The organism is Microbacterium sp. E-13 (assembly GCF_049912955.1).
Taxonomy (GTDB): Bacteria; Actinomycetota; Actinomycetes; order Actinomycetales; family Microbacteriaceae; genus Microbacterium.
On the sequence record NZ_CP183973.1, the window covers coordinates 1,999,794 to 2,025,983 of the forward strand.

26 protein-coding genes and 2 tRNA genes are annotated in these 26,190 nt (G+C 70.3%); 5 read left to right on the plus strand and 23 right to left on the minus strand.

Translation table 11 applies throughout. From position 1 onward, the window contains the following. Nucleotides 1-135 precede the first annotated feature (135 nt). Nucleotides 136-209, minus strand: a tRNA-Ile gene (locus ACN9MP_RS09105). A 57-nt stretch (nt 210-266) separates the two neighbouring features. Continuing rightward, nucleotides 267-1,355: a DMT family transporter gene (locus ACN9MP_RS09110; RefSeq protein WP_426325840.1), complete on the minus strand. Its 1,089-nt coding sequence runs from the start codon at nt 1,353-1,355 to the stop codon at nt 267-269. Between the two features lie 42 nt (nt 1,356-1,397). Here ACN9MP_RS09110 and def point away from each other — a divergent pair, with 42 nt between their 5' ends. Continuing rightward, a complete protein-coding gene (gene def / locus ACN9MP_RS09115) occupies nt 1,398-1,964 on the plus strand; it encodes a peptide deformylase (RefSeq protein ID WP_426325842.1) in 567 nt (188 codons plus the stop codon). Here the strand turns inward: def and ACN9MP_RS09120 are convergent, their stop codons facing one another. The 6 genes from ACN9MP_RS09120 to dusB all read right to left on the minus strand — a co-directional run bounded on the left by ACN9MP_RS09120 (nt 1,965) and on the right by dusB (nt 8,052). Then, the gene (locus ACN9MP_RS09120; protein ID WP_426325844.1) at nt 1,965-2,624 is read right to left on the minus strand and encodes a hypothetical protein; all 660 of its coding nucleotides are present in this window, start codon (nt 2,622-2,624) and stop codon (nt 1,965-1,967) included. A 63-nt stretch (nt 2,625-2,687) separates the two neighbouring features. Beyond that, nucleotides 2,688-2,760 (minus strand) — tRNA-Asn (locus tag ACN9MP_RS09125). 75 nt (nt 2,761-2,835) lie between these two features. Then, nucleotides 2,836-3,624 carry an ATP-binding cassette domain-containing protein gene (locus tag ACN9MP_RS09130; RefSeq protein WP_426325846.1) on the minus strand — a complete coding sequence of 263 codons (789 nt, stop codon included), beginning with the start codon at nt 3,622-3,624 and terminating at the stop codon, nt 2,836-2,838. A 51-nt stretch (nt 3,625-3,675) separates the two neighbouring features. Continuing rightward, complete coding sequence (gene dnaG / locus ACN9MP_RS09135; RefSeq protein ID WP_426325848.1) at nt 3,676-5,532, minus strand: DNA primase; 1,857 nt, start codon at nt 5,530-5,532, stop codon at nt 3,676-3,678. Continuing rightward, nucleotides 5,532-6,896: a deoxyguanosinetriphosphate triphosphohydrolase gene (locus tag ACN9MP_RS09140; protein ID WP_426325849.1), complete on the minus strand. Its 1,365-nt coding sequence runs from the start codon at nt 6,894-6,896 to the stop codon at nt 5,532-5,534. Before ACN9MP_RS09140 ends, dnaG begins: the two co-directional genes overlap by 1 nt. After that, nucleotides 6,886-8,052, minus strand: coding sequence for a tRNA dihydrouridine synthase DusB (gene dusB, locus ACN9MP_RS09145; RefSeq protein ID WP_426325851.1), 1,167 nt, complete (start codon nt 8,050-8,052; stop codon nt 6,886-6,888). The genes ACN9MP_RS09140 and dusB overlap by 11 nt, the downstream gene beginning before the upstream one ends. 74 nt (nt 8,053-8,126) lie before the next feature. On the opposite strand from dusB, the gene ACN9MP_RS09150 reads away from it, so the two are divergent. Beyond that, nucleotides 8,127-8,630, plus strand: a complete 504-nt coding sequence (locus ACN9MP_RS09150) for a glutathione peroxidase (RefSeq protein ID WP_426325853.1) — start codon at nt 8,127-8,129, stop codon at nt 8,628-8,630. A gap of 60 nt (nt 8,631-8,690) precedes the next feature. Here the strand turns inward: ACN9MP_RS09150 and ACN9MP_RS09155 are convergent, their stop codons facing one another. The 4 genes from ACN9MP_RS09155 to recO are packed head-to-tail and all read right to left on the minus strand — an operon-like array spanning nt 8,691 to nt 11,672. Next, a complete protein-coding gene (locus ACN9MP_RS09155; protein ID WP_426325964.1) occupies nt 8,691-9,371 on the minus strand; it encodes a DsbA family oxidoreductase in 681 nt (226 codons plus the stop codon). Nucleotides 9,372-9,400: 29 nt separating this feature from the next. Beyond that, on the minus strand, nt 9,401-10,081 hold the full coding sequence (locus ACN9MP_RS09160; RefSeq protein WP_426325855.1) for a hypothetical protein: 681 nt from the start codon (nt 10,079-10,081) through the stop codon (nt 9,401-9,403). Nucleotides 10,082-10,119: 38 nt separating this feature from the next. Further along, complete coding sequence (locus tag ACN9MP_RS09165) at nt 10,120-10,932, minus strand: isoprenyl transferase (RefSeq protein ID WP_426325857.1); 813 nt, start codon at nt 10,930-10,932, stop codon at nt 10,120-10,122. Then, nucleotides 10,929-11,672, minus strand: coding sequence for a DNA repair protein RecO (recO, locus tag ACN9MP_RS09170; protein WP_426325864.1), 744 nt, complete (start codon nt 11,670-11,672; stop codon nt 10,929-10,931). Before recO ends, ACN9MP_RS09165 begins: the two co-directional genes overlap by 4 nt. Before the next feature lie 58 nt (nt 11,673-11,730). Between recO and ACN9MP_RS09175 the strand changes: the two genes are divergently transcribed. Continuing rightward, nucleotides 11,731-12,417: a trimeric intracellular cation channel family protein gene (locus ACN9MP_RS09175; RefSeq protein ID WP_426325866.1), complete on the plus strand. Its 687-nt coding sequence runs from the start codon at nt 11,731-11,733 to the stop codon at nt 12,415-12,417. Between the two features lie 101 nt (nt 12,418-12,518). Here ACN9MP_RS09175 and leuA read toward each other — a convergent pair whose 3' ends face one another. Further along, the gene (leuA, locus tag ACN9MP_RS09180; protein ID WP_426325867.1) at nt 12,519-14,279 is read right to left on the minus strand and encodes a 2-isopropylmalate synthase; all 1,761 of its coding nucleotides are present in this window, start codon (nt 14,277-14,279) and stop codon (nt 12,519-12,521) included. A gap of 262 nt (nt 14,280-14,541) precedes the next feature. Between leuA and ACN9MP_RS09185 the strand changes: the two genes are divergently transcribed. After that, nucleotides 14,542-15,171: a hypothetical protein gene (locus ACN9MP_RS09185; protein WP_426325869.1), complete on the plus strand. Its 630-nt coding sequence runs from the start codon at nt 14,542-14,544 to the stop codon at nt 15,169-15,171. Nucleotides 15,172-15,333: 162 nt separating this feature from the next. Next, nucleotides 15,334-16,854, plus strand: a complete 1,521-nt coding sequence (locus tag ACN9MP_RS09190; protein WP_426325871.1) for a S1C family serine protease — start codon at nt 15,334-15,336, stop codon at nt 16,852-16,854. Nucleotides 16,855-16,931: 77 nt separating this feature from the next. Here ACN9MP_RS09190 and era read toward each other — a convergent pair whose 3' ends face one another. The 10 genes from era to ACN9MP_RS09240 all read right to left on the minus strand — a co-directional run bounded on the left by era (nt 16,932) and on the right by ACN9MP_RS09240 (nt 26,190). Next, nucleotides 16,932-17,873: a GTPase Era gene (gene era, locus ACN9MP_RS09195; RefSeq protein WP_426325966.1), complete on the minus strand. Its 942-nt coding sequence runs from the start codon at nt 17,871-17,873 to the stop codon at nt 16,932-16,934. Between the two features lie 14 nt (nt 17,874-17,887). Then, nucleotides 17,888-19,240 carry a hemolysin family protein gene (locus ACN9MP_RS09200; protein WP_426325873.1) on the minus strand — a complete coding sequence of 451 codons (1,353 nt, stop codon included), beginning with the start codon at nt 19,238-19,240 and terminating at the stop codon, nt 17,888-17,890. Further along, nucleotides 19,237-19,707, minus strand: coding sequence for an rRNA maturation RNase YbeY (gene ybeY / locus ACN9MP_RS09205; RefSeq protein WP_426325875.1), 471 nt, complete (start codon nt 19,705-19,707; stop codon nt 19,237-19,239). Before ybeY ends, ACN9MP_RS09200 begins: the two co-directional genes overlap by 4 nt. Then, nucleotides 19,704-20,747 carry a PhoH family protein gene (locus tag ACN9MP_RS09210; RefSeq protein WP_426325968.1) on the minus strand — a complete coding sequence of 348 codons (1,044 nt, stop codon included), beginning with the start codon at nt 20,745-20,747 and terminating at the stop codon, nt 19,704-19,706. The genes ybeY and ACN9MP_RS09210 overlap by 4 nt, the downstream gene beginning before the upstream one ends. 70 nt (nt 20,748-20,817) lie before the next feature. After that, nucleotides 20,818-21,165: an HIT domain-containing protein gene (locus ACN9MP_RS09215; RefSeq protein ID WP_426325877.1), complete on the minus strand. Its 348-nt coding sequence runs from the start codon at nt 21,163-21,165 to the stop codon at nt 20,818-20,820. Nucleotides 21,166-21,247: 82 nt separating this feature from the next. After that, complete coding sequence (locus tag ACN9MP_RS09220) at nt 21,248-21,985, minus strand: 16S rRNA (uracil(1498)-N(3))-methyltransferase (protein WP_426325879.1); 738 nt, start codon at nt 21,983-21,985, stop codon at nt 21,248-21,250. A 3-nt stretch (nt 21,986-21,988) separates the two neighbouring features. Beyond that, nucleotides 21,989-23,101: a molecular chaperone DnaJ gene (dnaJ, locus tag ACN9MP_RS09225; RefSeq protein WP_426325880.1), complete on the minus strand. Its 1,113-nt coding sequence runs from the start codon at nt 23,099-23,101 to the stop codon at nt 21,989-21,991. 48 nt (nt 23,102-23,149) lie between these two features. Continuing rightward, on the minus strand, nt 23,150-24,190 hold the full coding sequence (gene hrcA, locus ACN9MP_RS09230) for a heat-inducible transcriptional repressor HrcA (protein WP_426325882.1): 1,041 nt from the start codon (nt 24,188-24,190) through the stop codon (nt 23,150-23,152). A 124-nt stretch (nt 24,191-24,314) separates the two neighbouring features. Beyond that, nucleotides 24,315-25,532, minus strand: a complete 1,218-nt coding sequence (gene hemW / locus ACN9MP_RS09235; protein ID WP_426325884.1) for a radical SAM family heme chaperone HemW — start codon at nt 25,530-25,532, stop codon at nt 24,315-24,317. 7 nt (nt 25,533-25,539) lie between these two features. Next, nucleotides 25,540-26,190 carry a DUF1990 family protein gene (locus tag ACN9MP_RS09240; protein ID WP_426325886.1) on the minus strand — a complete coding sequence of 217 codons (651 nt, stop codon included), beginning with the start codon at nt 26,188-26,190 and terminating at the stop codon, nt 25,540-25,542.

Sequence of the window (26,190 nt, forward strand, 5' to 3'; positions counted from 1 at the left end):
CTGACGCTACCGCCAAAGGAGCGCGCGCGTCAGTGGTTCCCCCTCCGAAAGTTAGGGGTATGAACGAATTCTCACGCCCGGTCGGAAACCGCAGAAGACCTCCGCGGCCCGTCGGGCAGCGGAGGTCCTCTCGCGTAGGGCGGGTGGGACTTGAACCCACGATCGTCGGGTTATGAGCCCGCTGCCTTGACCAGCTTGGCCACCGCCCCGTTCACGCACTGGAGTGCGCAGTCGAGCCTACCGTCCGGCGCAGCGCGCTGCGCGCGTCAGCGCGGGTCGGGCCTGTCGGCCGGGTCTTTCACCGGCGGCTCGGGCCATACCTTGGCGACGGCCTCGGTCACCTTGACGGAACCGGTGTGCGGGTGGGCGGCATCCGGGGCCACCGCGCCGCTCCCCCGCTCGATCGGAAGCTCCTGGCTGTCGCTCACGACCTGCGGGTGGTGCCGGGCGAGCTGGAAGACGCCCCACACGGCCACGGCACCCACGATCCCGAAGGCGATGTACACCCACAGCGGGGCGCCGGCGGCCTCCTGCAGCACGGTGAGGCCGATGATGATGGCGACGATGGGGTCGATGACGGTCAGTCCTGCCACCACGAGGTCGGGCGGGCCCGAGGCGTAGGCGTTCTGCACGAAGTACGCCCCCACGATGGCCCCGGTGATGAGCGCCGCCAGGCAGGCGAAGGTCAGCCAGTTGAAGTTGCCGTCTTTGATGCGCTCGATGACGACCTTCGCGAGGGTTGCCACGAAGCCGTAGATCACGCCGGCCGCGATGATGTAGAACAGCGCTCCCATTCGCGCGCGCAGCCAGACCCACAGCCCCGCGAAGACGATGGTGACGACCCCGAGCAGAACGAGGATCGTGATGAGCTGCCAATTGGCCACTGACTTCTCGGTGGCGAACAGCGCCGCGATCGTGACGAAGACGAAGATGCCGCCGACGCAGGCGCCGATCGCGGTCAGCGAGCGCCTCGTGGGCCGGTGCCCGCTGATCTGCGCATTCAGAAGGGTCGTGATGACCAGCGCTATCGCACCCAGAGGCTGCACGACGATGAGCGGCGCGAAGGCGAGCGCGGAGAGCTGGCACACGATGGCGAGTCCCAGCATGACGCTGCCGATGACCCAGGAAGGACGCGCCAGGAGCTTCACGAGGTGACCGGCTCCGAGTCCGCCGTCGTGCTGGCCGCCGTAGAGGCGCTCGACCTTCGTCACGCCCCGGTGCTGGTACTGCGCGCCGAACGACATGAAGACGGCGCCGAGGAGAGCCAGCGGGATGCCGATGAGGATGCCGGGGTTCTGGAACGCGCCGACCAGCTGGTCGCCCACATCCTCGAGCTCTACCGACGTCCACACCACACGTCGACACTAGCCGCAGGCGTCGCTCGGTAGGCTCAAGGCGTGGCTGTTCTCCCGATTCGCATCATGGGTGATCCCGTGCTGCACGCCCCCGCGTCCGCCGTCGAAGAGATCACCGACGAGATCCGCACGCTGGTCGGCGACATGTTCGCGACGATGGATGCCGCACCCGGCGTGGGCCTGGCGGCCCCCCAGGTGGGCGTCGCCCTGCGGATCTACACCTACTCGTACGCAGACGACGAGGGAAATCCCTGGCGCGGCGTGATCATCAACCCCGAGCTGTGGATGAGACCCCTCGAGCCGGGCGCACCCGACCCCGACGAGGAGTCGGAGGGGTGCCTGTCGTTCCCGGGCGAGCGATTCCCGCTGCGGCGGTCCGGCGAGGTGCTCGTGACGGGCACCGACCTGGAGGGCGCCGAGGTGCGCCTGCAGGTGGACGGCTGGCGTGCGCGCATCATGCAGCACGAGTTCGACCACCTCGACGGGATCCTCTACGTCGACCGCCTCGACGACGGCGACTGGAAGACGGTGCAGAAGATCGCCCGCAAGCGCGGGTGGGGCCGCCCCGGCAGCGCCTGGACGCCCGGCATCGACGATCTCGACGCCTGATCAGCCGTCTTCGCGGCGGTTCTGGCGCTCCACCCATCGGCGCAGCTCGGCATCCGCACCCGGAGGCGCCTGCGCGATCACGTTCATGCCCTGGCGCACGAGCGTCGTGCCCACACGCATCGGCCCCCACACCCGCGCGGTCGAGAGTTCGCCGGTATCGACGTCCTTCACCTGCACCTGAGTGGTGTCGGTCGACCGACGCGCGCCGGGCTTTCCGGCGACGTGCTGCACCACCAGCACCGGAAGTCGGTGCGCGGCGGCCGTCGCAACGACGGTGTCGAGGTCGTGCGCGGCCCACTGGCGTCGGATGCTGCGGACCTTGAACAACGCGATGGCAACGACGGCGATCGTCGCGACCCCGGTCGGCACGAGCCAGAGGCTCAGGGCAGCCAGTCCCAGCGACCACACGGCGACCCCGCGGAGAGCGAGCAGGATGGCGGCGACGGACGGCACGAGTGCGAGGAAGAGCCACGGCGGAGGCGCGGAGACCAGCAGCATGAGCGGTTGCCCTCCGAAGAGCACCACGAGCCCGACCCACGCGACCGCACCGGCGAACACCACGAGCGCGATGAACAGCGGGACGGATCGGTGCAGCGGCGCCGGGGCCGGAACACCGCCTTCGACCGCCAGCCGCGGTGACGGCTTCGCACGACCCGCCATGTGGACTCCTCGCTCGATCCCGGGGACGAAAAAGGCCCCGAGGGTGGAGCCTCGGGGCCTTCGCTCCCCCACTTGGACTCGAACCAAGAACCTATCGGTTAACAGCCGATTGCTCTGCCAATTGAGCTATGGAGGAATGCGCCGCACTCTCGCGCGGGCAACCAGTCCATCTTAGCAAAGCTCAGCCCCTGCTCATGACCATGCCGGCCGATCAGGAGCTCACGAGCCGCCGATCCGCGCCTCCGCCGGGAGTCCACAGCAGGTCCCGGGTCCCGTGCCCGTAACCGACCACATGGCCCGCGCGCAGTACGAGGACGTCGGCGTCGAGCTCGTTCACCACCTCGGGTTCGTTGGTCACGACGAGCGCCGCCATCCGCAGCTCGGCGCGGCGGCGCAGCACGGCGTCACGCGCGGCCTTGCGCACCTCGACGTCCATGTTGGCGAACGGCTCGTCGGCGATCAGCACGCGCGGCTGCAGCACGAGGGCGCGCGCCAGGGCCACGCGCTGCCGCATGCCCGCGCTCAGCTCGTACGGGTACTTCGCGGCCGCGCCGAGCGGCAGCATCAGCTCGTCGAGCAAGGAGGCCACGCGCACGGCGACCGCGCGTGCGCTGACTCGACGGTCGCGGCTCGTGATCGGCTCGCTGATCACCTCCGACACCGTGAGGCGGGCAGGCAGATGCGCGCCCGCGGACTGCGGGAGGTACCCGGCGTAATACGTGAGGTAGCGATGGGCCCGCCCGGGACGCCGCACCGGGATGCCCTCGACCACTCCGCTCCCGCCGACGACCGCCAGCCCCGACTCGTCGGCACCGGCGAGCACCGCGGCGAGCGACGACTTGCCCGAACCGGTGGGCCCCATCACCGCCAGGGTGCCGCCGCGTAGCAGGTGGAACGACACCCCGTCCACGACGCGCTGGTTCGGGGCGCCGCGGCCGGTGCGGGCGATCGAGAGGTCCGAGCAGTCGATCGCGACATCCGCGTCTCGTCTTCGAGGCATGTGCTCATCCTGCCCTGGGACGCGACGCGCCCGCCAGTCGACGTGCGCGGATCAGGATGCCTCGTCCACGAGCTCCTGGCGCCGGGCGTCGAGCTCACGGAGGTGCAGGCGAATCCGGCGGCCCTCCTCCGAGTCGGCCGGCACCCGCTGGATCGCACCGAGGAGCTCCGCCTTCTCGCGGTCGAACCCGCGCAGGATGAGCCGCCGGGCGAGGTCGCCGGCGGACGCGACCGCGGCGTCATCGCTCAGCGCCGGGAAGTCGCCGGCCAAGAGCTCCGCCGCGAGCGACCGGTAGGGCTCGCGCACGGCGGCGACGGCATCCACCGACCATCCGGGTCGCTGCATGTCGGGCGCGTCTCTCACCGCCGTGCGGACGGCGTCGAGGGCGGGATGCCGGAACGGCAGCTCGAGCGCGCGGGCGACGAGCGTCGCGTCCATGCGGTGGCCGAACTGGAGCACGCCCATCAGCGCGTCCCGCTCGAGTCCCACGTCGGGCGTACGGGGAAGGGTGGCGAGCGTCACCCGCAGTGCGCCGTCCTCGGTGGCCGGGCCGGTCGCGTCGGAGCCGGTCGGCGCGGAACGCTGTGCGCCGCCCCTGCCCGCCCGCTCGACCTCGCGTCGCACGTCCTCGGTGTCCATCCCCAGTCGCCGAGCGAGCACGCGCACGTACTCGGGCTGCAGCAGCGGGTCGCGCAGCTCTGCCACCACCGGCGCGGCGGTGCGGAGGGCGCCCACTCTGCCCTCGACGCTCCTGAGGTCGTAGCCGCCGATGCGCTGGTCGAGCACGAACTCGACCATCGGCGCCTTCGTCTCGAGCAGCGCGCGCACGGCACCGTCGCCGCGGTTCAGTCGCAGGTCGCAGGGGTCCAGGCCATCGGGGCCGGTTGCCACATACGTCTGGGCGTTGAAGCGCTTGGCATCGGCGAAGGCGCGCAGCGCGGCCTTCTGACCCGCGGCGTCGGGGTCGAAGGTGAAGACGACCTCCCCTGCCGTGGAATCGTCGCCCATGACGCGGCGGAGGACGGTGATGTGGTCCGAGCCGAATGCTGTGCCGCAGGTGGCGATCGCGGTCGTGACCCCGGCCAGGTGGCAGGCCATCACGTCGGTGTAGCCCTCGACCACGACGACCCGATGCTCACGGGAGATGTCGCGCTTGGCGAGGTCGAGCCCGTACAGCACCTGGGCCTTCTTGTAGATCGTGGTCTCGGGGGTGTTGAGGTACTTGGGCCCGTTGTCGTCGTCGTACAGCCGCCGTGCGCCGAACCCGATGACCTGTCCGGTCACGTCCCGGATCGGCCACACCACCCGGCCGCGGAAGCGGTCGTACACGCCGCGCTGTCCTTGCGAGACCAGGCCGGCGGAGCTGAGCTCCTCGTCGGTGAAGCCCTGTGCGCGCAGGGCCGAGTGCATGCCCGACCACCCCTTGGGTGCGTACCCGACGCCGAAGTGCGCCGCGGCGCCGGCATCGAATCCGCGCTGGCCCAGGAATCGTCGCGCGATGTCGGCCTCCGGCGCCATGAGCTGCGCACGGAAGAACGCGGCGGCGGCCGAGTTCGCGGCGTACAGGCGCGCCCTCCCGGTGTGCTCCGGCGCGGCACCGCCGTCCTCGTAGTGCAGGGTGTAGCCGATGCGGCCCGCGAGACGCTCCACCGCCTCCGTGAACGTGACGTGGTCCATCGCGCGCAGGAACGAGTACACGTCGCCCGACTCGCCGCACCCGAAGCAGTGGTAGAAGCCGGCCTGGGGTCGCACGTTGAAGCTCGGGCTGCGCTCGTCGTGGAACGGGCACAGGCCCTTCATCGACCCGACGCCGGCCGACTTCAGGGCGACTCGCTCGCCGATGATGTCGGCGATGTTCGTGCGCGCCTTGACCTCGTCGACGTCGGCTTGACGAATGCGCCCCGCCATCAGCGCACCTCGAAGGGAGCGCTCAGCCGGCGTGCCGGGCCGTCCATCGGGCGCGCCCCCGGTGCCCAGACGCCGACGGATGCCGCATCCACCGGTCCGACGAGCGACCCGTGCCATGCGATCGCCAGCTGGTCGGTGAGGCTCGCGACCTGGTCGACGACGACCCGGCGGCGTGCAGCATCCGTGTCCGCCGCGAGGAAATCCTCCGTGTGCAGCGGGTCGAGCGCCTCCGGATGGTCCCAGAGCGCGGTCGCGAGGCGCTTGAGCACGCGGCGCTGTTCCTTGTAGAGATCCTTGCGACCCTCGATGGAGACGACCGCTGCGCCGATGATCCCCTTGAGCACGGCCATCTCGGCCTCGACGATCCGCGGCACCACGAGGTGTCCGCGATAACGGGTGAGCACCGTCGACGCGTAGGACTCGCGGGTCGCCGTCGTGGCGGCGCGCGCGAAGCGGCCGATGAGGTCGGAGGTGAGGTTCTTCAGCCGTGCCAGGGCGGCCCGTGTGCCGTCGAAGGAGTCGATCCACTCGGGCATGCGGGTGAGCCGGAAGAGGGCGTCCTCGAGCTCGTCGCGCGGGAAGTCGAAGCCGACCCAGGACTGGATCGCCGTCAGGAGCCACTGGTGCTCCCGCGGATCGATCAGGCGGGCGGGGTCGAGGTAGCCATTGACGACGGCGTCTTCGAAGTCGTGGACGGAGTAGGCGATGTCGTCGGACAGATCCATGACCTCGGCCTCGATGCAGCGCACGCGCCCCGGCGCGCCGGCCCGGAGCCAGCGGAACACCTCTTCGTCCTCGGGGTAGACGCCGAACTTGAGGCGTCCGCCGGGGTCGGGCAGCGGATGATCGGCGGTCCACGGGTACTTGCAGGACGCGTCGAGGCTCGCGCGCGTGAGGTTGAGGCCGAAGCTTCTGCCGTCGGTGTCGATGACCTTCGGCTCGAGGCGCGTCAGGATGCGCAGGGTCTGCGCGTTGCCCTCGAATCCGCCGAAGCCCTCGGCCCATTCGTTGAGCGCCCGCTCGCCGTTGTGGCCGAACGGCGGGTGCCCGAGATCGTGGCTGAGGCAGGCTGTGTCGACGACGTCGGCGGCGAGATCCAGCGCCGTCGCGAGCTCCCGCCCGACCTGTGCGACCTCGAGCGAGTGCGTCAAGCGGTTGCGGGCGAAATCCGCGGGGCTCGCAGGGCTCAGCACCTGCGTCTTGGCCGCGAGGCGCCGCAGTGCTGCGGAGTGGAGCACACGCGCACGGTCGCGCGCGAAGTCGTCGCGCTGCGACCGGTGGCGCTCGGGGTGGAAGCGGGCGGCGTCGGCATCGTGGTACCCCACGGGACGGTCGGACGCGGCCCTGTCGAGGTCACCCGCCACTGTGGTCGAGTTCCGCTTCGGCGATGGCGGTGGATGCCGCCGCGCTGAGCTCCCGGGAGTTCAGCCAGCCGTCCGGCAGGGCCGGCCGCTTGGGTGTGCCGGCGCGACCCCGCTGACCCTCTGCCGCCGCCCCCGGGTAGGGCGCGTCGGCGTCGAGAGTCGCCAGCAGGTCGTCGATCTCGGCGAGACTCGACGCGGTGGCGAGGCTCGCGCGCAGCTCCCCTCCGACCGGATAGCCCTTGAAGTACCAGGCGACATGCTTGCGGATGTCGCGGCAGCCACGGCCCTCGTCGTCGAAGAAATCCACGAGGAGTTCGGCGTGGCGGCGGAAAGCGCGCGAGACGAACCCGAGCGTGGCGTCGACCGGTTCGGCTGGCGCGGCTGCAGCCCCCCCGAGCGCGCGTGCCAGGTCGCCGAAGAGCCACGGACGGCCGAGGCATCCGCGCCCCACCACGACGCCGTCGCAGCCCGTGTCGGCCATCATGCGCTGGGCGTCGGCGGCCGACCAGATGTCGCCGTTGCCGAGCACCGGCACGCTCGTGACGGCCTCCTTGAGCTTCGCGATCGCCGACCAGTCCGCCTCGCCGGAGTAGAACTCGGAGGCCGTGCGCGCGTGCAGCGCGACGGCGGCGACGCCGGCGTCTTCGGCGATGCGGCCCGCGTCGAGATAGGTCAGGTGATCGGCGTCGATGCCTTTGCGCATCTTGACCGTCAGCGGGACGTCGCCCGCGGCACGCGCCGCGCGCGTGACGATCTCGCGGAACAGCCCGAGCTTCCACGGCAGTGCCGCTCCTCCGCCCTTGCGGGTCACCTTGGGCACGGGGCAGCCGAAGTTCAGATCGATGTGATCGGCGCGGTCCTCTTCGACGAGCAGGCGCACCGCGGCCTCGGTCGTGGCGGGGTCGACACCGTACAGCTGGATGGAGCGGGGAGTCTCGGACTCGTGGTGCGTGATGAGCCGCATCGTCGTCGCGTTCCGCTCCACGAGGGCGCGCGTCGTGATCATCTCGCTGACGTAGAGACCGGCTCCGTACTCGCGGCACAAACGCCGGAAGGCGGTGTTGGTGATGCCGGCCATCGGCGCGAGCACCACGGGGGCGTCGAGTTCGATGGGCCCGATGCGCAGCGTGCGCGCGGGGGCGAGGGCAGTCGTCACGTCTCCATTCTCGTACAGGAATCCGTTCCTTGGCTGAACGGCCCGTCGGGGTGTGAGTCGCTTAGCCTGGGGGGATGACCGAGGCGACGATGACGGACCTGCGCGAGATTCCTTTTCACACGGCCGATGGCGGTACGGCGACGCTCGCGGACTACGGCGACCGGGTGCTCCTCGTCGTCAACGTCGCCTCGAGGTGCGGCCTCACTCCGCAGTACGAGCAGCTGGAGCAGCTCCAGCGGGCATATGCCGACCGCGGATTCACCGTGCTGGGATTCCCCTGCAACCAGTTCATGGGGCAGGAGCCCGGCTCGATGGACGAGATCCTCGAGTACTGCGCGACCACCTGGGGCGTGACGTTCCCCGTGTTCGACAAGGTCAGGGTGAACGGCCCCGGCGCCGCCCCGGTCTACAAGGCGCTGAAGAAGTCGCGCGACGCCGAGGGCAAGAAAGGGCCGATCGTGTGGAACTTCGAGAAGTTCGTGCTCACGCCGGGGGGAGACATCCACCGCTTCCGTCCCAACGTCAAGCCCGACGACGCTGCGATCGTCGAGGTCATCGAGGCGAACCTGCCTCGCTGAACTGAGCGTCAGACGGGCCCGTCGCGGCGATGCGCGGCGGGCCCGTTCGGCGGGGTCGATTCAGGCGTCGATCTCGGCCGGCTCGCGGTGCTCGGCCCACACCTGGCGCACGATCTGCGAGAACGCCTCCGCCGGCTGCGCACCGGAGACGCCGTACTTGCCGTCGATCACGAAGAACGGCACCCCGTTGATGCCGTAGGCCGCAGCCTGAGCCTGGTCGGCGCGCACCGCGTCGAGGTAGCGGCCGCTCTGCAGAGCGGCCCGGGCGGCATCGGCGTCGAGTCCGGCATCCGTGGCGAGATCCACGAGCTCGTCCTCGCGGCCCAGGTGGCGGCCCTCGGTGAAGTAGGCGGCCATGAGGCGCTCGGCCAGCTCGTGCTGACGGCCCTGCTCCTTCGCGAAGTGCAGAAGCTCGTGAGCCTTCACGGTGTTCGTGTGCTTGAGCAGGTCGAACCGGTACTCGAGCCCGGCGTCGGCGGCGACCCCGGTGACGCGCTCGAGCATCTGCTGCACCTGCGCGCGCGGCATGCCCTTGTGCTTCGCCAGGAAGTCCAGTTCGTCGCCCTCGAAGTCCACCGGCGTGTCGGGTGACAGCTCGAACGAGTGGTAGGTCACCTCCACTGCCGGGGCGTCGTCATCCGCGGATGCCGCGGCCAGCCCGTTCTCGAGGTTGCGCTTGCCGATGTAGCACCAGGGGCAGGCGATATCGCTCCACACGTCGATCTTGATGGCGTCCGTCATGCTCGGGACAACCCCCGCCATGCGCCCGTCTATTCCGCCGAATGGGTCCGATCGCGAAGCGAGGCTGGGTCCGAAGGCTCCGAGCCGATCGAGCGCCGGGCGAGCACGGCCGCGAGGAAGAAGCACACCGCGCCGACGAAGGTTCCGATGTTCACCCAGGCCGCGTTGTAGATGTCGCCCGTGGCGGGGACGACGTACGCTCCCACCGCCGAATAGCCGAAGGCGACGGATCCCGCCATGTTCAGCCAGGTGCCGTGCGCGGTGCGTGCGTCCGCGTCCCAGAGCTCGTGGCGACGGCTCGCGGCGACCAGGGCGAGGACGCTCGACACGAGGAACGCCGCCGAGCCCCAGGCATCCGGCCGCCATCCCGTCGACGCCGCCGACGCATCCTGGATCGTCCTCACCAGCACCGCGGCCGTGCTCACGTTGAACAGCAGCGTGCCGGCGAACTGGATCGCCGCCGACCACCAGTCGGCGAACTCCGCCGGCGACGACGAGCGCTTCGGCGGGCGCCGCCCGCTGAGGGCGAGCTGGATGAACCCCGCCATGGTGAAGAAGACCGACCCGGCGAAGAACGTCGCCGCATCCCACAGCGGGCCGACGGCCTCGGCGTACCAGGGGACGACACCCACGGCGAAGAAGACCGACCCGACCGCGAAACCCCACGACTCGCGACGAAGTCGCATGGTCCGTGTTCGGGGCTGTCGCACGGGATGATGGTAGCGCCGCGCACCCCGGGCCGCGGGGTTCAGGACGTCTGTGCGGTGGGTGAGTCGACCGCGCCGCCGAAGCGACGGTGTCGGCCGAGGTACACGTCGATCCCGTGCCAGAGGTCCTCGCGGGTGAAATCGGGCCACAGCGTGTCGAGGAAGACGAACTCGGCATAGGCCGACTCCCACAGCAGGAAGTTCGACGTGCGCTGTTCGCCGCTCGACCGGAGGAACAGGTCGACATCCGGCATGTCAGGCCGGTACAGGCGGCGCTGGATGAGCTTCTCCGAGACCGCCGACGGCTTCAGGCGGCCGGCGGCCACGTCGTCGGCGATCGACCGCATCGCGTCGACGAGTTCCACGCGGCCCCCGTAGTTCACGCACATCGTCAGCGTCAGCACGTCGTTGCCCATCGTGAGCCGCTCGGCGAACTGGAGCTCCTTGATCACGCTCGACCACAGTCTTGGCTTGCGGCCGGCCCACTGGATGCGGACCCCCCACTCGTTCAGCTGGTCGCGGCGCCGGTGCAGCACATCGCGGTTGTAGCCCATGAGGAAGCGCACCTCCTCGGGAGAGCGCGACCAGTTCTCGGTCGAGAACGCATACACCGACAGGTGCTTCACGCCCGCCTGGATGGCCCCGGCGACGACGTCGAGCAGCGCCGCCTCCCCCGCCTTGTGCCCCTCGATGCGAGTCAGCCCACGGCGGTTGGCCCACCGCCCATTGCCGTCCATGACGATCGCCACATGGTTCGGCACTGCGCCGCGCGGATACTCCGGGGGGTGCACACCGGTCCAGTCCAGCGGACGGTAGGGCACCGCGTCGCGGTGCGTGTAGGGCTTCGGGGTCACCTGGGGCCTTCCTGCCGTGCTGCCGAGACGTGGGAGAGCGAACGGATGCCGCGCTCGAGGTGCCACTGCGCATAGGCCGCGATGAGACCCGAGGCGGCGGCGGTCGCGCCGGGGGACGCGGCATCCACCACGTCCCACTCCCCCGCCATGAGGGATTGCAGCAGCGAAACGGTGGCGGGGTCGACGCGGGCGGCGCCCGTGGGTGCGCAGTCGCGGCAGATCACGCCACCCTGCTGTGCGACGAACGTGTCGTGCGGGCCGCTGCGCCCGCAGCGGGCGCACTCGGCGAGGCCCGGAGCCCAGCCCGACAGCGCCATGGCGCGCAGCAGATACGAGTCGAGCACGCTGCGCGATGCGTGCTCGCCTCGCGAGAGCGCCCGCAGCCCCCCGACCAGGAGCAGGTACTGCTGCGGCGTCGCCTCCGCCTCATTGAGACGGTCGGCAGCCTCGACCATGGCGTGGGCCGACGTGTAGCGGTCGTAATGGGCGACGATGTCGGCGCCGTACGAGCCCAGCGACTCCGCCTGCTGGACGATGTCGAGCGAGCGCCCCTGATAGAGCTGCACGTCGGCGACCATGAACGGCTCGAGTCGGGCGCCGAAGCGCGACGATGTACGGCGCACCCCCTTCGCGACGGCGCGCAGCTTGCCGTGGCGGCGGCTGAGCATGGTCACGATCCGGTCGGCTTCCCCCAGCTTGTGGGTGCGAAGGACCACGACCTCGTCGCGGTAGGTGGGCACCCGTCAATTATCCCCGTGCCGTCCGCCGATCGGCTGCGCGCAGCACCAGAATGGAGTGGTGAACGAGCAGGTCTTCGTCATCCCGCTCTGGGCCGACCTCGTCGCCGTGGGGCTCGGCGGCATCCAGGGGGCGCTTTTCGCCTCGGGATTCCGCGGCCAGCGCCGGCTCGATCTGCTCGGCGTGGCGATCATCGGCATCGTCATGGGCATGGGCGGCGGTCTCATCCGCGACCTCCTCCTCAACGTCACCCCGACCACCCTGCAGAGCAACTGGTACCTGCTCACGGCCACCGGAGCGGCCCTGTTCGGGATGCTGCTGGCAGGACTGTTCCAGAGGCTCAACGCCGTCATCGTGGGGCTCGACGCGCTCGTCATCGGCATGTTCGGCGCATTCGGCACCAGCAAGGCGCTCCTGCTCGGACTCCCCCTCGTGCCGGCGGTGTTCGTCGGCGTGTGCGCCGCGGTCGGCGGCGGCATCCTCCGGGACGTGATCATGGGGCTGCCGGTCGCGATCATGCACGTGGGGTCGCTCTACGCCGTCGCGGCGGGGGTGGGATGCCTCGTCCTCGCTGCTGCGCAGCAGGCAGGCGCGGACGTGGTCATCGCCGCGGCGATCGGCATCGTCGTCACCGCAGTGATCCGTCTGCTCGCGGTGGTCTTCGACATCTCGCTCCCCGAGCAGCGCGCCCTGTATCGCCGCAAGGTGGCGGTCGAGACGTCGGCGATCCACATCGTCGAGCCCTGACGCCTCCGCGTTCGGTCCCGGCTCGGCGTGTCGGTCGCGGGTGCGCGAACACCGACGGGTGCGCGCGGGATCAGCCGCGCACACCCGTCGACGGTTCGCGTTCAGACGCCCGCGAGGGCTCCGGAGCGCTGCCGCGTACGGATGGCGCGGTTCACGCCCGACACGATCGCTTTGAGCGATGCGGTCGAGATGTCCGAGTCGATGCCGACGCCCCAGAGGCGTTCGCCGTCGACCTGCAGTTCGATGTACGCCGCGGCCTGGGCGTCGCCGCCGGCGCTCAGTGCGTGCTCGACGTAGTCGTAGAGCGTGACGTCGAAGCCCTGGGCCCGGACGATCTCGAGGAACGCCGCCACGGGGCCGTTCCCGTGACCGGACGCCTCGAACCGGTCGTCGCCGTCGCGCAGCGTGACCTCGAGAGCGACATCGCCGGACAGGTCGCTGCGGGTGCTGGTCGAGAGCAGCTCGAAGCGCCCCCACCGCTCGTCGGCGACGTCGGACGGCAGGTACTCGTCGGTGAAGATCTTCCAGATCTGCTCGCTCGTGACCTCGCCGCCCTCGGCGTCGGTCTTCGCCTGCACGACGCCCGAGAAGTCGATCTGCAGCTTGCGGGGCAGGTCCAGCGAGTGGTCGGTCTTCAGGAGGTAGGCGACGCCGCCCTTGCCGGACTGCGAGTTGACGCGGATGACGGCCTCGTACGAGCGGCCCAGGTCCTTCGGGTCGATGGGCAGGTACGGCACGGCCCACTCGATCTGGTCCACAGTGACGCCGGCGGCGGCCGCACGCGCGTCCATCGCCTCGAAGCCCTTCTTGATCGCGTCCTGGTGCGAGCCGCTGAATGCGGTGAACACCAGGTCGCCGGCCCACGGGCTGCGCTCGTGGACGGGGAGCTGGTTGCAGTACTCGACGGTGCGCTTGACCTGGTCGATGTCGCTGAAGTCGATCTGGGGGTCGATGCCCTGCGTGAGCAGGTTGATGCCCAGCGCCACCAGGTCGACGTTGCCGGTGCGCTCGCCGTTGCCGAACAGGCAGCCCTCGATGCGGTCGGCCCCGGCCAAGTAGCCGAGTTCGGAGGCGGCGATGGCGGTGCCTCGGTCGTTGTGCGGGTGCAGCGACAGGATGACGTTCTCGCGATGGGCGAGGCGGCGGCTCATCCATTCGATCGAGTCGGCGTAGACGTTGGGGGTCGCCATCTCGACGGTGGCGGGCAGGTTGATGATGACCTTGCGGTCCGGGGTCGGCTCGAAGACCTCGATCACCTGGTTGCACACGTCGAGCGCGAACTCGAGCTCGGTGCCCGTGTAGCTCTCGGGCGAGTACTCGTAGAAGACCTTCGTCTCGGGGATGCGCTTCTCGAACTCGCGGCACAGACGCGCACCCTCGAGCGCGATGTCGATGATGCCCTGGCGGTCGGTGCGGAAGACGACCTCGCGCTGCAGCACGCTGGTCGAGTTGTACAGGTGCACGATCGCCTGATTGGCGCCGGCGATCGCCTCGTACGTGCGCTCGATGAGGTGCTCGCGCGCCTGGGTGAGAACCTGGATGGTCACGTCGTCGGGGATCAGGTTCTCTTCGATCAGCTGGCGCACGAAGTCGAAGTCGGTCTGACTGGCCGACGGGAAGCCGACCTCGATCTCCTTGTAACCCATCTGCACCAGGAGGTCGAACATGATGCGCTTGCGCTCGGGGCTCATCGGATCGATGAGGGCCTGGTTGCCGTCTCGCAGGTCGACCGCGCACCATCGGGGCGCGGTGGTGATCCGCTGGTCGGGCCAGGTACGGTCGGGCAGATCGACGGTGATCTGCTCGTGGAACGGCCGATACTTGTGGGTCGGCATGCCCGAGGGCTTCTGGTTGTTCTCCATGAGTGGTCGCTTCTCTCGTCCGTTCGAGCTGTCGGCCCCGCTCGGGGTCGGCTCGATGCCTGATGATGCGGGCCAACGAAGAGCTCCGCGACGAGGAAGGCCCTAGATCAAGGTCTCGTCGCGGCAGCTAAGAAGGAGAAGCCCGCCGAAGCGCATGGAAAAAGGTTACACCCCGTTTCGCGTCCGACGCGCACGCCGGTGTAACACGGAGGCCGCGGCATCCGTTCTGAGACGATCGCGGCCCTCCCGACACCATCGATGCATGAAAGGTCTTCGTCGCCCGCTCGGCCTGGCCGCTGCCGTCGCCTGCGTCGCGCTCCTCCTGCCGTCCTGCGCGAGCGCAGGTCCGGGCAGCGCGCCCTCATCACCCCGGCTCGGCGCGGTCACGCCGGTTCCTCCCGACGGGGAGGTCACCGCCACCGGCACGGTGCTGGATGCCGGCGGCGACGTCCAGCTGTGCCTGGACGCGGTGGCCGAGTCGTACCCGCCGCAGTGCTCGGGCATCCCACTCGAGGGATGGACCTGGGAGGGCGTGGACGGCGCGGAGTCGTCGGGCGAGACGACCTGGGGCGCCTATGCCGTTCAGGGAACGTACGACGGCGAGACCTTCACCGTGACCCAGCCGCCGACCATGCTCGCGCTCTACGACCCTGTTCGACCGGAGGACCCGACCGGCGGGAAGCCCGGCTCGGGTGACGACGCGACGCTGACCGCGATCCAGGACGAGCTTCCGGAGCGCCTGGGGGCGTCGTACCTGGGCTCCGCCCCGCAGGACGGCTGGCTGTGGGTCGACGTCGTGTGGGATGACGGGAGCTGGCAGGCGGCCGCCGACGCGGAGTACGGCACCGACATCGTGGTGATCCGTTCGGCGCTGGCCGAGATCGCCGGCTGACACAGGGCCGCCGCCGGGGGCTTCGCGCGGCGCCGATGTATCACTGGGACGGGCGGGCCGCTCTTTCATGATCGGATGCCGCCGCCACAGGTGCTGTGGAACGGCTGGTGGGCCGCGCCGTCGCGGCAACATCCTTCCTTCCACCTGTCCGAGGAGGCACACGTGTCAACCAGTCAGCCGCGACGCGCGGCGATCACCCTCGCCGTGGTCGCCGTCAGCGGAGTCGCATTGTCCGCATGCATGAGCCCGGTCACCCCGGTCGAGGCGAAATCGCGCGCGGTCGGATTCGACGACCTGCAGACGGCGACCGTCTACATCAAGGGCCAGGGGACGTTCATCGACCCCGGCACGCTCGACCCCGCCGAAGGGAGGTGGATCGGCTCCGGCTTCATCGTCAGCGAAGACGGGCTCGTGCTCACGAACAACCATGTCGTCACCGGCGCGGGAACGCTCAACGTGTTCGTCGGCGGCGACGAGGGCAAGGAGGTGCGCGCGACCGTCCTCGGAGCATCCGAGTGCCTGGATCTGGCCGTGATCCAGCTCTCCGGCGAGGGGTACCCCTTCCTCGCCTGGCACGAGGGAGACATCGCGACCGGACTGGACGTGTACTCCGCCGGATATCCGATGGGTGCCGCCGAGCAGTTCACGCTCACCCGCGGCATCGTCTCCAAGGACGACTTCCCCCTCGACACCCAGTGGGCCGCCCTCGATCACGTCATCGAGCACGACGCTCGCATCCGCGGCGGCAACTCGGGCGGTCCCCTCGTCGATGAGAAGGGCCGTCTGGTCGGCGTCAACTATGCGGGCGACGACAGCCTCGACTACAACTTCGCCATCCATCGCGACGTCGCGAAGGAGGCCGTGGCCGACCTGGCAGCGGGCAAGAACGTCGACTCGCTCGGCATCAATGCCAAGGGCTGGGTGAGCGAGGACGGCTCGGTCGCGGGCGTGTGGGTGTCGTCGGTGGATGCCGGCGGCCCCGCCGATCGTGCCGGCATCGAGCCCGGAGACCTCGTCTACAAGCTCGCCGGTGTGAGCGTGGGGGGCGATGGGACGCTGGCCGAGTACTGCCAGGTCCTGCGCACCCAGGGCGCGGATGCGACCGTCGACCTGCAGGTGTACCGCCCGAGCACGGATCAGCTGCTGGACGGGCAGATCAACGGACAGGAGCTCGCCGTCACGGCGTCGAACGTCTTCGGCGGCGAGACCGCCGAAGCGGGCGGATTCACCGACGTCACCGACGACAGCGGCGTGCTGAGTGTCTCGGTGCCCGCCGACTGGTCGCAGGTCGACGGCGAGGGCTTCACGACCGACGACGGCTCCCCGTGGTACGCGGTGACCGCCGCTCCCGACCTGGCCGCCTTCTGGGGCGGGTACGAGGGCGCGGGCGTGCAGCTCATGGCCGCGGACGAGGCCGGCCGGTCGGTCGAGGACGTCCTGTCGACCGTCTCGTCGACCTTCGAGGACGCCTGCTCGGCGGTCGCGACGGGCGAGCCGTACGACGACGGGTGGTACGCGGGCGTGTACTCGGAGTGGTCGTGCGGTGCTTCCACGAGCGCGGTGGCGCTGTCGACGGCGGATGACGCGGGCAACAACGTGGTGCTGATCATCCAGCTGGCCTCGGACTACGACAAGCAGGAGGCGCTCCCCCAGATCCTGGCGACGTTCCAAGCGGCGCTCTGAGGACCACGAGCGCACGCAGCGGAGGTCCGGCGCGTCATGCGCCGGACCTCCGCTCGTCCGCCGTGACGCCGCCCGGGTCAGAAGCCGAGACGCCCCAGCTGCTTCGGGTCCCGCTGCCACTCCTTCGCCACCCGCACGTGCAGCTTCAGGAAGACCTTCGTGCCGAGCAGCGGCTCGATCTGCGCGCGGGCCCGCGTGCCGACGTCGCGGAGGCGCGAGCCCTTGTGGCCGATGATGATCGCCTTCTGGCTGTCGCGCTCGACGACGATATTGGCGTAGACATCGGTGAGCGATCCCGTGTCGCGCTCCGCGATGTCTTCGATCGTGACCGCGATCGAGTGCGGCAGCTCGTCCCGCACTCCGTCCAGCGCCGCCTCGCGGATGATCTCGGCGATGCGGTCCTCGGTGGACTCGTCCGTCACGACGTCGTCCGGGTAGAGGGCCGGCCCCTCGGGCATGAGAGTGAGCAGCTCGTCGGTCAGGACGTCGAGCTGGTCCCGGGTGAGCGCGGACAGCGGGATGACCGCCGCCCAGTCCTCCCGCAGCTGGTCGACCTCTATCAGCCGCTCGGTGATCTGCTCGCGGGTGGCGGCATCCGTCTTGGTCACGATCGCCACCTTCTTGGCGCGCCCGTAACCGCTCAGTGACTCCGCGATGCGCCGGTCACCGGGACCGACCTTCTCCGTCGCGGGGACGCAGAAGCCGATGACGTCGACATCGCCCAGCACCTGCTCCACGAGATCGTTGAGCCGCTGGCCGAGCAGGGTACGGGGTTTGTGCAGACCGGGGGTGTCGACGATCACGAGCTGACCGCCCGGACGGTTCACGATGCCGCGGATCGCGCGTCGCGTCGTCTGGGGCTTGTCGCTCGTGATGGCGACCTTCTCGCCGACCAGGGCGTTGGTGAGCGTGGACTTGCCGACGTTGGGGCGACCGACGAAGGTCACGAAGCCCGAGCGCCCGGCGGGCCCGCGCGTCGGAGAGGTCTCCGGCGCGGGGACGGCGCCCTCTTCCGGCATGGTCTCGGAGTCGGTCATGCTGTGTCTTCCTTCCTCGGCAGCCGGATCTCGCCGGTGCGCGGGCTCACCACGCGGGTCTCGCCGGTCCTCGGAGCCCGACCTGTGTCGGTCGCCGTCTCGCCGCGCTTGACGAAGACGGTCGAGATGCCGCGACCACGCCCGCGTGAGGCGCCGCCGGTGAGCACGAGCCCGGCGTACTCGGCTGTCGCCCCCGGCTGCGGGACCCGGCCCAGCGCTTTGCCCAGGAGACCGCCGATGGAGTCGACGTCGTCGTCCTCGAGCTCGAGGCCGAACAGGTCGCCGACCTCGTCGAGGCCCAAGCGGGCGCTCACCCGGTAGTGGCCGGGTTCGAGCTCGGTGACCTCTGAGGCGCGCGGGTCGTACTCGTCGGAGATGTCGCCCACCAGCTCCTCGATCAGGTCCTCGAGCGTCACGAGGCCGGAGACGCCGCCGTACTCGTCGACCACGAGGCAGACGTGCACGGCGTCGCGCTTCATCTGCTGCAGCAGCGTCTCGGCCTTCATCGACTCCGGCACGAACACCGCGGGGCGGGCGATGCGGCTGATGGGGGCGTCGCGCCATCCGGTCTCGTCACGGAAGCCGAACTGAACCAGATCCTTCAGGTAGAGCACGCCCACCACGTCGTCGGCGTCGTCGTCGACGATCGGCATGCGCGACACGCCCTTCTCCAGGAAGAGCGTCATGGCCTCGCGCGTCGAGGTCGAGGCATCCACCGTCACCATGTCGGTGCGAGGCACCATGACGGCGCGCACGTACGTGTCGGTGAAGTCGAACACCGAGTGGATGAGCTGGCGGTCGTCCTGCTCGATGAGCTCGTTCTCGGCGGCCTCGTCGATGATGCTGAGCAGCTGCTCCTCCGAGGCGAACGACGATCCGCGCGACGCTCCCGGGGTGATGCGGGTGCCCAGCGCCACCAGCCCGTGTGCGAGCGGCCCGAGGATGACGCGTACCCCCCGGATGATCGGGGCGGCGCCGATCAGCAGTCCCCGCGCGTGAAGTCGGCCCACCGAGCGCGGGCTCGCGCCGACGACGACGTACGAGACGCCCGTCATGAGCACGGCGGCGGCCAGCATCGCCCACCAGATGCTGTCGAAGAGGTCCACGAAGGCGACGGTCACGAGCACGGCCGCCGTCGTCTCTGCGAGCACGCGGATGAAGATGACGGCATTGGCGTGGGCGTCCGGATCGGCGGCGATGCTGCGCAGCGACCCGATATTGCGGCCCTCGCTTCCGAATTCCGCGAGATCGGCCCGCGACGTGACGCTGAGCGCCGCATCGATCGCCACCATGAGGGCGCCGAACGCCAGCAGCAGGACTGCCGCGACGAGGAGGAGGGCGGCGGTCATGCGCGAGGTCGTCGGCGTTCGGACGCCTGGAACGACGCGATGAGCTCGCGCTGCAGTCCGAACATCTCGCGCTCCTCCTCGGCCTCGGCGTGGTCGAAGCCCAGGAGGTGGAGCAGGCCGTGCGTCGTGAGGAGGATGAGCTCGTCGAGCGTGGAGTGCTTCGCCGCGACAGCCTGTGCCTCGGCGACCTGCGGGCACAGCACGATGTCGCCGAGAAGACCGGCCGGCGTGGGCGCGTCCTCCGTGCCGGGACGCAACTCGTCCATCGGGAAGCTCAGGACGTCGGTCGGGCCGGGCTCATCCATCCACTGCACGTGCAGGGCCTCCATCGCGCCCTCATCGACCAGGAGGATCGCGACATCGGCGTCGGGGCTCACGTGGAGCTCCGCGAAGTTGTGCTCCATGAGCCGCAGCAGCACCGTCTCGTCGACGGCGATCCCCGATTCGTTGCCGATCTCGATCGTCATGGGCGTCCTCGCTTCGGAAGGTGGTCACGGGGTCCGCCGGGGCGGGCTGTCGCGGCGCGCCGCTCGGCGCGGTTGGCGAACTCGGATGCCTCGTCGCGCTCGCGCCGCGCGGCGAGCCGGCGCTCGTCGTACTCGCTGTAGGCGTCCACGATGCGGCCGACCAGAGTGTGGCGCACCACGTCGTCGCTCGTCAGGTAGGCGAAGTGGATGTCATCGATGCTGCCGAGCACCCGGGTCACCAGTCGCAGCCCCGAGGCGCCCTGCGGCAGGTCGACCTGTGTGATGTCGCCGGTCACCACCATGCGCGTGCCGAAACCCAGTCTGGTGAGGAACATCTTCATCTGCTCGGGCGTGGTGTTCTGCGCCTCGTCGAGCACGACGAACGAGTCGTTGAGCGTGCGCCCGCGCATGTAGGCCAGCGGGGCGACCTCGATCGTGCCCGTCGCCATGAGCTTCGGCACGAGCTCGGGATCGATCATCTCGTTGAGCGCGTCGTACAGCGGGCGCAGGTAGGGGTCGATCTTGTCGGTGAGCGTGCCGGGCAGGAACCCGAGCCGCTCCCCCGCCTCCACCGCGGGCCGCGTCAGGATGATGCGGCTGACCTCCTTGCGCTGCAGCGCCTGGACGGCCTTGGCCATCGCCAGGTATGTCTTGCCCGTGCCGGCCGGGCCGATGCCGAACACGATCGTGTTCTCCTCGATCGCGTCGACGTACGCCTTCTGCCCGAGGGTCTTGGGGCGGATGACCTTGCCGCGCGACGAAAGGATCGCCTCTCCCAGCACCTCGGACGGCCGGGGCCCGCCCCCGGAGTCGGCGGCGCTGCGAAGGATGCGGTTGGACGAGGCGACGTCGGCCTCGCCCAGCGACTGGCCGGCCTTGGTCATCGTGAGCAACTCGTCGACCAGTGACCGCGCGGCCGCGACGTCTTCCGGCTGACCGGTCAGGGTGATCTCGTTGCCCCGTACGTGCACGTCGACTCCGGGATGCTCCTTCTCGACGACGCGCAGGAGGCGGTCCTGCGGGCCGAGCAGCTGGACCATCGCGACGCCGTCGGCGTAGATGCGCTCGACCGTGCTGTCACGGTCGTTCCGGGGTTCATGACTGTCGTTGTCAGTCACCGACACTCTTCTCTTCGAGACCTCCCGCGAGCACGTGGGCGTGCACGTGGAAGATGGTCTGGCCCGCGTTCGGGCCGGTGTTGAACACGAGGCGGAAGTCGCCGTCCGCGTGCTCGGCGGCGACCTTGTTCGCGAGTCCGACGAGTTCGGCCAGGAGAGCCGGATCACCCGCCGCGAGCTCCACCACATTGCGGTAGTCCTGGGTCTTGGTGATCACGAGCAGGTGATGCGGCGCCTGCGGGGCGATGTCTCGGATGGCGAACGCGTTCTCGGTCTCGGCGATGATCTCGGACGGGATCTCCCCGTTGCGGATGCGCGTGAAGATCGACGGTTCACTCATGCCGCAAGTCTACCGACGGGGTTCCTGCAAGAGGCTCGGCGACCGGTCGGTGAGCCTCCCGGTCGGCGAGCGTGTCGAACGGTCACCAGCGCCCGAGCGCAGCGCTCACGACGGACAGGGCTGCCGGACCCGCCGTCGAGGTCCGCAGCACCGTGTCGCCCAGGCGGACGAGACGCGCTCCCGCCGCCGACAGCGCCGCGAGCTCCTCGGGGGCGATGCCGCCTTCGGGCCCGACCACGAGGACTATGTCGCGCTCGTCACCGGGCTCGACGGTCAAGGCAGCCAGCCGCTCACCCGCCGTGGGCTCCAGCACCAGCACCCGCGATGCCGCCGTCCGCTCCAGCAGACCGGCGGTCGAGGTCAGCTCCGCCACGTCGGGCAACCAGGCGCGGTGCGCCTGCTTGGCCGCCTCGCGGACGATCGTCCCCCAGCGCGCGCGACCCTTCGCCGCCTTCACGGCGTCCCAGCGGGAGACGCTCCGCGCAGCCTGCCACGGCACGATCAGGTCGACGCCGAGCTCGGTCGCGGCCTGCACGGCGAGCTCGTCGCGGTCCCCCTTGGCGAGGGCCTGCACGAGCACGACGCGCGGGCTCGGGGCGGCGGCATCCGTCCGCTCCGCGATCCGCACCACCACCTCGCGCGGCCCGACCGACTCGACCGCTCCTGTCAGCCAGGCACCGCGCCCGTCGCCGACGGTGACCTCCTCCCCGGCGCGCACGCGGCGCACCGTCGACGCGTGGTGCGCCTCAGCGCCGGTGAGCGTCACCGCATCGCCGGGTGCGGCATCCAGCGGTCCCTCGGAGAGGAAGTGGAGCGCCACGGCTCAGCCGTTCCGGAAGCGGTCGCGCAGCTTGGCGAAGAGGCCCTGGTGGAACTCGGCGAGCTTGGGCGCCGGCGCCTTCGTGCGCTTCGCGAATTCCTCGATGAGGGCCCGCTCCTTGTGGTCGAGGCGCGTCGGCGTCACCACGTGCACACCGACCCGCAGGTCGCCGCGCTGCGAGCCGCGCAGCGGTGTGATGCCCCGTCCCTTGATCGTCAGCACGTCGCCGGCCTGGACGCCCGCGCGCACCTCGAGGTCGACGGGTCCGTCGAGTGACTCGATGGTCGTCGTGGTGCCGAGAATGGCATCGGGCATCGACACCTCCAGCGTGGCCAGAAGATCATCGCCGTCGCGGCTGAAGACCTCGTGGGGCGAGACGGTGACCTCGATGTAGAGGTCGCCATTCGGGCCGCCCGCGGGACCGACCTCGCCGGAGCCGGGCAGCTGCAGCCGCAGGCCGGTCTCGACGCCCGCCGGGATGTCGAGCGACACCGTGCGGCGCGCGCGCACGCGGCCCTGACCCTGGCAGGTCGCGCAAGGGTAAGGGATGGTCGTGCCGTACCCCTGGCAGACGTTGCAGGGCTGCGTCGTCACCACGTTGCCGAGCAGGCTCCGCACCTGACGCTGGACGTTTCCCGTGCCGTGGCAGATGTCGCAGGTCACCGGGCCGGTGCCCGGCTGGCAGCAGGAGCCCTGGCAGGTCTCGCACACCACGGCGGTGTCGACCTCGATGTCGCGGTGGGTTCCGAACACGACGTCGCCCAGTTCGAGTGTGACGCGCACGAGGGCGTCCTGGCCGCGCTCCCGGCGGGAACGAGGGCGTCCGCCGCGCGAGCCGCCTGCCGCGCCGAAGAACGTCTCGAAGATGTCGTTGAACCCGCCGAAACCGCCCGCTCCGCCGAACGGCGACTCGCTGCCACCCATGTCGTAGCGGGCGCGCTGCTCGGGATCGCTCAGAACGTCGTAGGCGTGCGTCACCAGCTTGAAGCGCTCGGATGCCTCCTCGCCGGGGTTGACGTCCGGGTGCAGCTGCCGTGCGAGTCGCCGGTAGGCCTTCTTGATCTCGTCGGTGGAGGCGTCGCGTGAGACGCCGAGGACCTCGTAGTGGTCAGCCACTTTCGCCTTCCTGCCGCGGTGGTGCCGCGGAATCGAATGTGCTCCGCCTCAGCGGGAGTTCTCGTCCTGCTCGAGCATGCGCGTGAGGTAGCGTGCGACGGCCCGGACCGCCGCGAGGTTCGTGGGGTAGTCCATCCGCGTCGGGCCGAGCACGCCGACGCGGGCGAGCGATCCGGTGGCGTCGTAGTCGCTGGCGACGACGGATGCCTCACCCAGGCCGAACGCTTCGTTCTCGCGGCCGATGCTGGCCGCGAGGCCCTGCTCGTCGGCCACCATCTCCCCCATCAGCCGCAGCAGCGTCACCTGCTCCTCGATCGCCTCCAGGAGCGGATAGATGCTGCCGCGGAAGTCCGATTCCCGCCGTGCCAGGTTGGCGCTGCCGGCCATCACGAGCCGGTCCTGCCGGAACTCCTCGAGCTCTTCCGCCACGGCGCGGACGATCTCATCGGTGGCGCGCTCGTGGGCCGGAGCCTGGGCGTCCGGCACATCCAGCCGCTCCGCGATGCGCTGCAGTCCCTCGCGCACGGGACGCCCCACCAGCAGAGTGCCGAGCCGGGCTCGGATGTGCGCCAGATCGGTGTCGTCGAAGTGGTCCCCCACGAACGTGAGGCGCTGCGAGACGCGGCCGGTGTCCGTGACGACGATCACCAGCATCCGGCCGCCGCCGAGCTGCACCAGCTCCACGTGCGTGACGGTGGCGCGGGCGAAAGAGGGGTATTGGACGATCGCTACCTGCCCGGTCAGCTGCGTGAGCGCGCGCACCGTGCGCGCCAGCACGTCGTCGAGGTCGCCCGGGCCGTCGAGGAAAGACGCGATGGCCGAGCGCTGCGCGGGAGACAGCGGCCGCAGCTCGGCGAGGTGGTCGACGAAGACCCGGTACCCCTTGTCGGTGGGGACCCGGCCCGACGAGGTGTGCGGCGCGACGATGAGGTCTTCATCCTCGAGCAGCGCCATGTCGTTGCGGATGGTCGCCGCGGACACCCCGAAGGCATGGCGTTCGACGATCGCCTTGCTGCCCACGGGCTCGCGCGTATCGACGTAATCCTGGACGATCGCCCGCAGCACCTGCAGTCCTCGCTCGCTGACCATCCCGCCTCCCCACGCCCGACTCTGGCACTCGCATGACCGGAGTGCCAATTCTATCCGATGCCCGGTCAGGATCGCCGCGCGACGCCGTGAGGGATGGCGATCGCTCGCGCGCTCCCCGGGCGGCTCACTCGGTGAGCGCCCGCACGACGGCGTCCGCGAGCAGTCGTCCGCGCCGGGTCAGCACCACGCGCCCCCGCAGCGCGGTCGGGCCGTCGATGAGCCCGTCCGCGATGAGCGCGGCCACGGCGTGGCGGCCCTCACCGAGAAGCTGATCGACGGGGAGCCCCTCGCGGATGCGCGTGCGCAGCAGCACGCTCTCGAGCGCCCGGGCGCCGGCATCCGGCATCTCCCGTCCCGCGGCCGGCGACTCGCCCGACGCCAGCCGCTGGGCGTAGGCCGCCGGGTGCTTCACGTTCCAGAACCGCACCCCCGCGATGTGGCTGTGGGCGCCCGGCCCGAATCCCCACCAGTCCGAGCCCACCCAGTATGCGAGGTTGTGGCGCGAGCGGTGGGCATCGCTCCGGGCCCAGTTCGAGACCTCGTACCAGTCGAAGCCCGCGGCGCCGAGCAGTTCGTCGGCCAGCTCGTACATGTCGGCCTGCAGGTCGTCATCGGGCGCGGGCACCTCGCCCCGGCGGATCTGCCGGGCGAGCTTCGTGCCGTCCTCGATGATGAGCGCGTACGCCGAGATGTGGTCCGGCTCCAGCAGCACGGCCGTCTCGAGCGAGGCGCGCCAGTCGTCCAGCGATTCGCCGGGGGCGCCGTAGATGAGATCGACGCTGACGTCGAGGCCCGCGCTCCGTGCGGCCGAGACCGCGGTGCGCACGTTGTCGGGATCGTGCGTGCGATCGAGTGCGGCGAGCACGTGCGGGACAGCCGACTGCATTCCGACCGAGAGACGGGTCACTCCGGATGCCGCGAGCTCGGCTGCGACCGCCGGCGTCACGGTGTCGGGGTTGGCCTCGACGGTCACCTCGGCCCCCGCCGCGATGCCGAACGTGTCGCGGACGCCTCCGAGCATCCGGGCGAGGTCGCCGGGGGGCAGGAGGGTCGGCGTTCCGCCGCCGAAGAAGACCGTCGAGGCGACGCGGTTGCCGCCGGCGCGCTCGAGCACGGCCGCGGCCAGCCCCACCTCGCGCAGCAGGGTGTCGGCGTAGTCGTCCTGGCGCGCGCCGCGCAGCTCCGAGGACGTGTAGGTGTTGAAGTCGCAATAGCCGCAGCGCACCCGGCAGAAGGGCACGTGCAGGTAGACGCCGAAGTCGGCCCCCGGGTCGACGCGGGTCGTGGGCGGGAGCGATCCGTCCGTCGGAACGGGCTCGCCGAGTGGAAGCGCGGAGCCCATCAGCAGCTCACGCGGGTGTCGTGTACAGCGGCGAGATCGCGCGCAGATACCGCGTGAAGAGCTCGCGTCGCCGGCGCTTGGTGAAGCCCGGGAGCAGACGGTAGAGCAGTGCGTGCGGGGCGTCGAAGGCGCGCACCGTGAACCACACCTCGTCGTTGTCGTACCAGTCGAGCATGAACGACTCCTCGCCGCTCACGACCGAGTCGCCGATGGTTCCCAGAGCGAACCCGACGCGACGAGGCTCCTCGACGGCGAAGATCACGCGGAGTTCCGCGTCGGCGCGAAAAACCTTCACGCGCCCGTTGACGCGGATCGTGGTGCCGCCGCTGACGAAGGGCGTGCCGTCGGCGTCGAAGCGCTGCTCGGTCTCGGAGCGGCTGGGAGCGACCGGATTGCCCTCGGCGTCGAAGCTCACGCCCGAATACGCCGGACCCGACGCCGGCCGCACATCGGTGACCTCGAGCCCGGCTCCGCGCTGCGCCGTCCACGACATCAGCGCCTCGCCGGCGGCGTGGAAGCGGGCCTCGCCGCTGCCGATCCGCCACGACTGCTCCGCCGGAATGCTGCGCTCCGGCGGATACTGCATGAGATCGGGCGCCTGCGTCGCCCCGACGGCGGCGTAGTCGACGGTGTCGTCCCGGAAGGTTCCTCGACGCAT

Coding starts and splice junctions, on each gene's coding strand:
- ACN9MP_RS09120 (WP_426325844.1), bottom strand. CDS start 2,624: ATGGCGGGTCGTGCGAAGCCGTCACCGCGGCTGGCGGTCGAAGGCGGT.
- dnaG (WP_426325848.1), bottom strand. CDS start 5,532: ATGGCGGGGCGCATTCGTCAAGCCGACGTCGACGAGGTCAAGGCGCGC.
- ACN9MP_RS09185 (WP_426325869.1), top strand. CDS start 14,542: ATGAAAGGTCTTCGTCGCCCGCTCGGCCTGGCCGCTGCCGTCGCCTGC.
- hemW (WP_426325884.1), bottom strand. CDS start 25,532: ATGGGCTCCGCGCTTCCACTCGGCGAGCCCGTTCCGACGGACGGATCG.
- ybeY (WP_426325875.1), bottom strand. CDS start 19,707: ATGACGATCGAGATCGGCAACGAATCGGGGATCGCCGTCGACGAGACG.
- ACN9MP_RS09240 (WP_426325886.1), bottom strand. CDS start 26,190: ATGCGTCGAGGAACCTTCCGGGACGACACCGTCGACTACGCCGCCGTC.
- leuA (WP_426325867.1), bottom strand. CDS start 14,279: ATGGAGAACAACCAGAAGCCCTCGGGCATGCCGACCCACAAGTATCGG.
- hrcA (WP_426325882.1), bottom strand. CDS start 24,190: ATGGTCAGCGAGCGAGGACTGCAGGTGCTGCGGGCGATCGTCCAGGAT.
- ACN9MP_RS09155 (WP_426325964.1), bottom strand. CDS start 9,371: ATGACGGACGCCATCAAGATCGACGTGTGGAGCGATATCGCCTGCCCC.
- ACN9MP_RS09200 (WP_426325873.1), bottom strand. CDS start 19,240: ATGACCGCCGCCCTCCTCCTCGTCGCGGCAGTCCTGCTGCTGGCGTTC.
- era (WP_426325966.1), bottom strand. CDS start 17,873: ATGCCGGAAGAGGGCGCCGTCCCCGCGCCGGAGACCTCTCCGACGCGC.
- ACN9MP_RS09210 (WP_426325968.1), bottom strand. CDS start 20,747: ATGGTCCAGCTGCTCGGCCCGCAGGACCGCCTCCTGCGCGTCGTCGAG.
- ACN9MP_RS09215 (WP_426325877.1), bottom strand. CDS start 21,165: ATGAGTGAACCGTCGATCTTCACGCGCATCCGCAACGGGGAGATCCCG.
- ACN9MP_RS09130 (WP_426325846.1), bottom strand. CDS start 3,624: ATGCCTCGAAGACGAGACGCGGATGTCGCGATCGACTGCTCGGACCTC.
- ACN9MP_RS09150 (WP_426325853.1), top strand. CDS start 8,127: ATGACCGAGGCGACGATGACGGACCTGCGCGAGATTCCTTTTCACACG.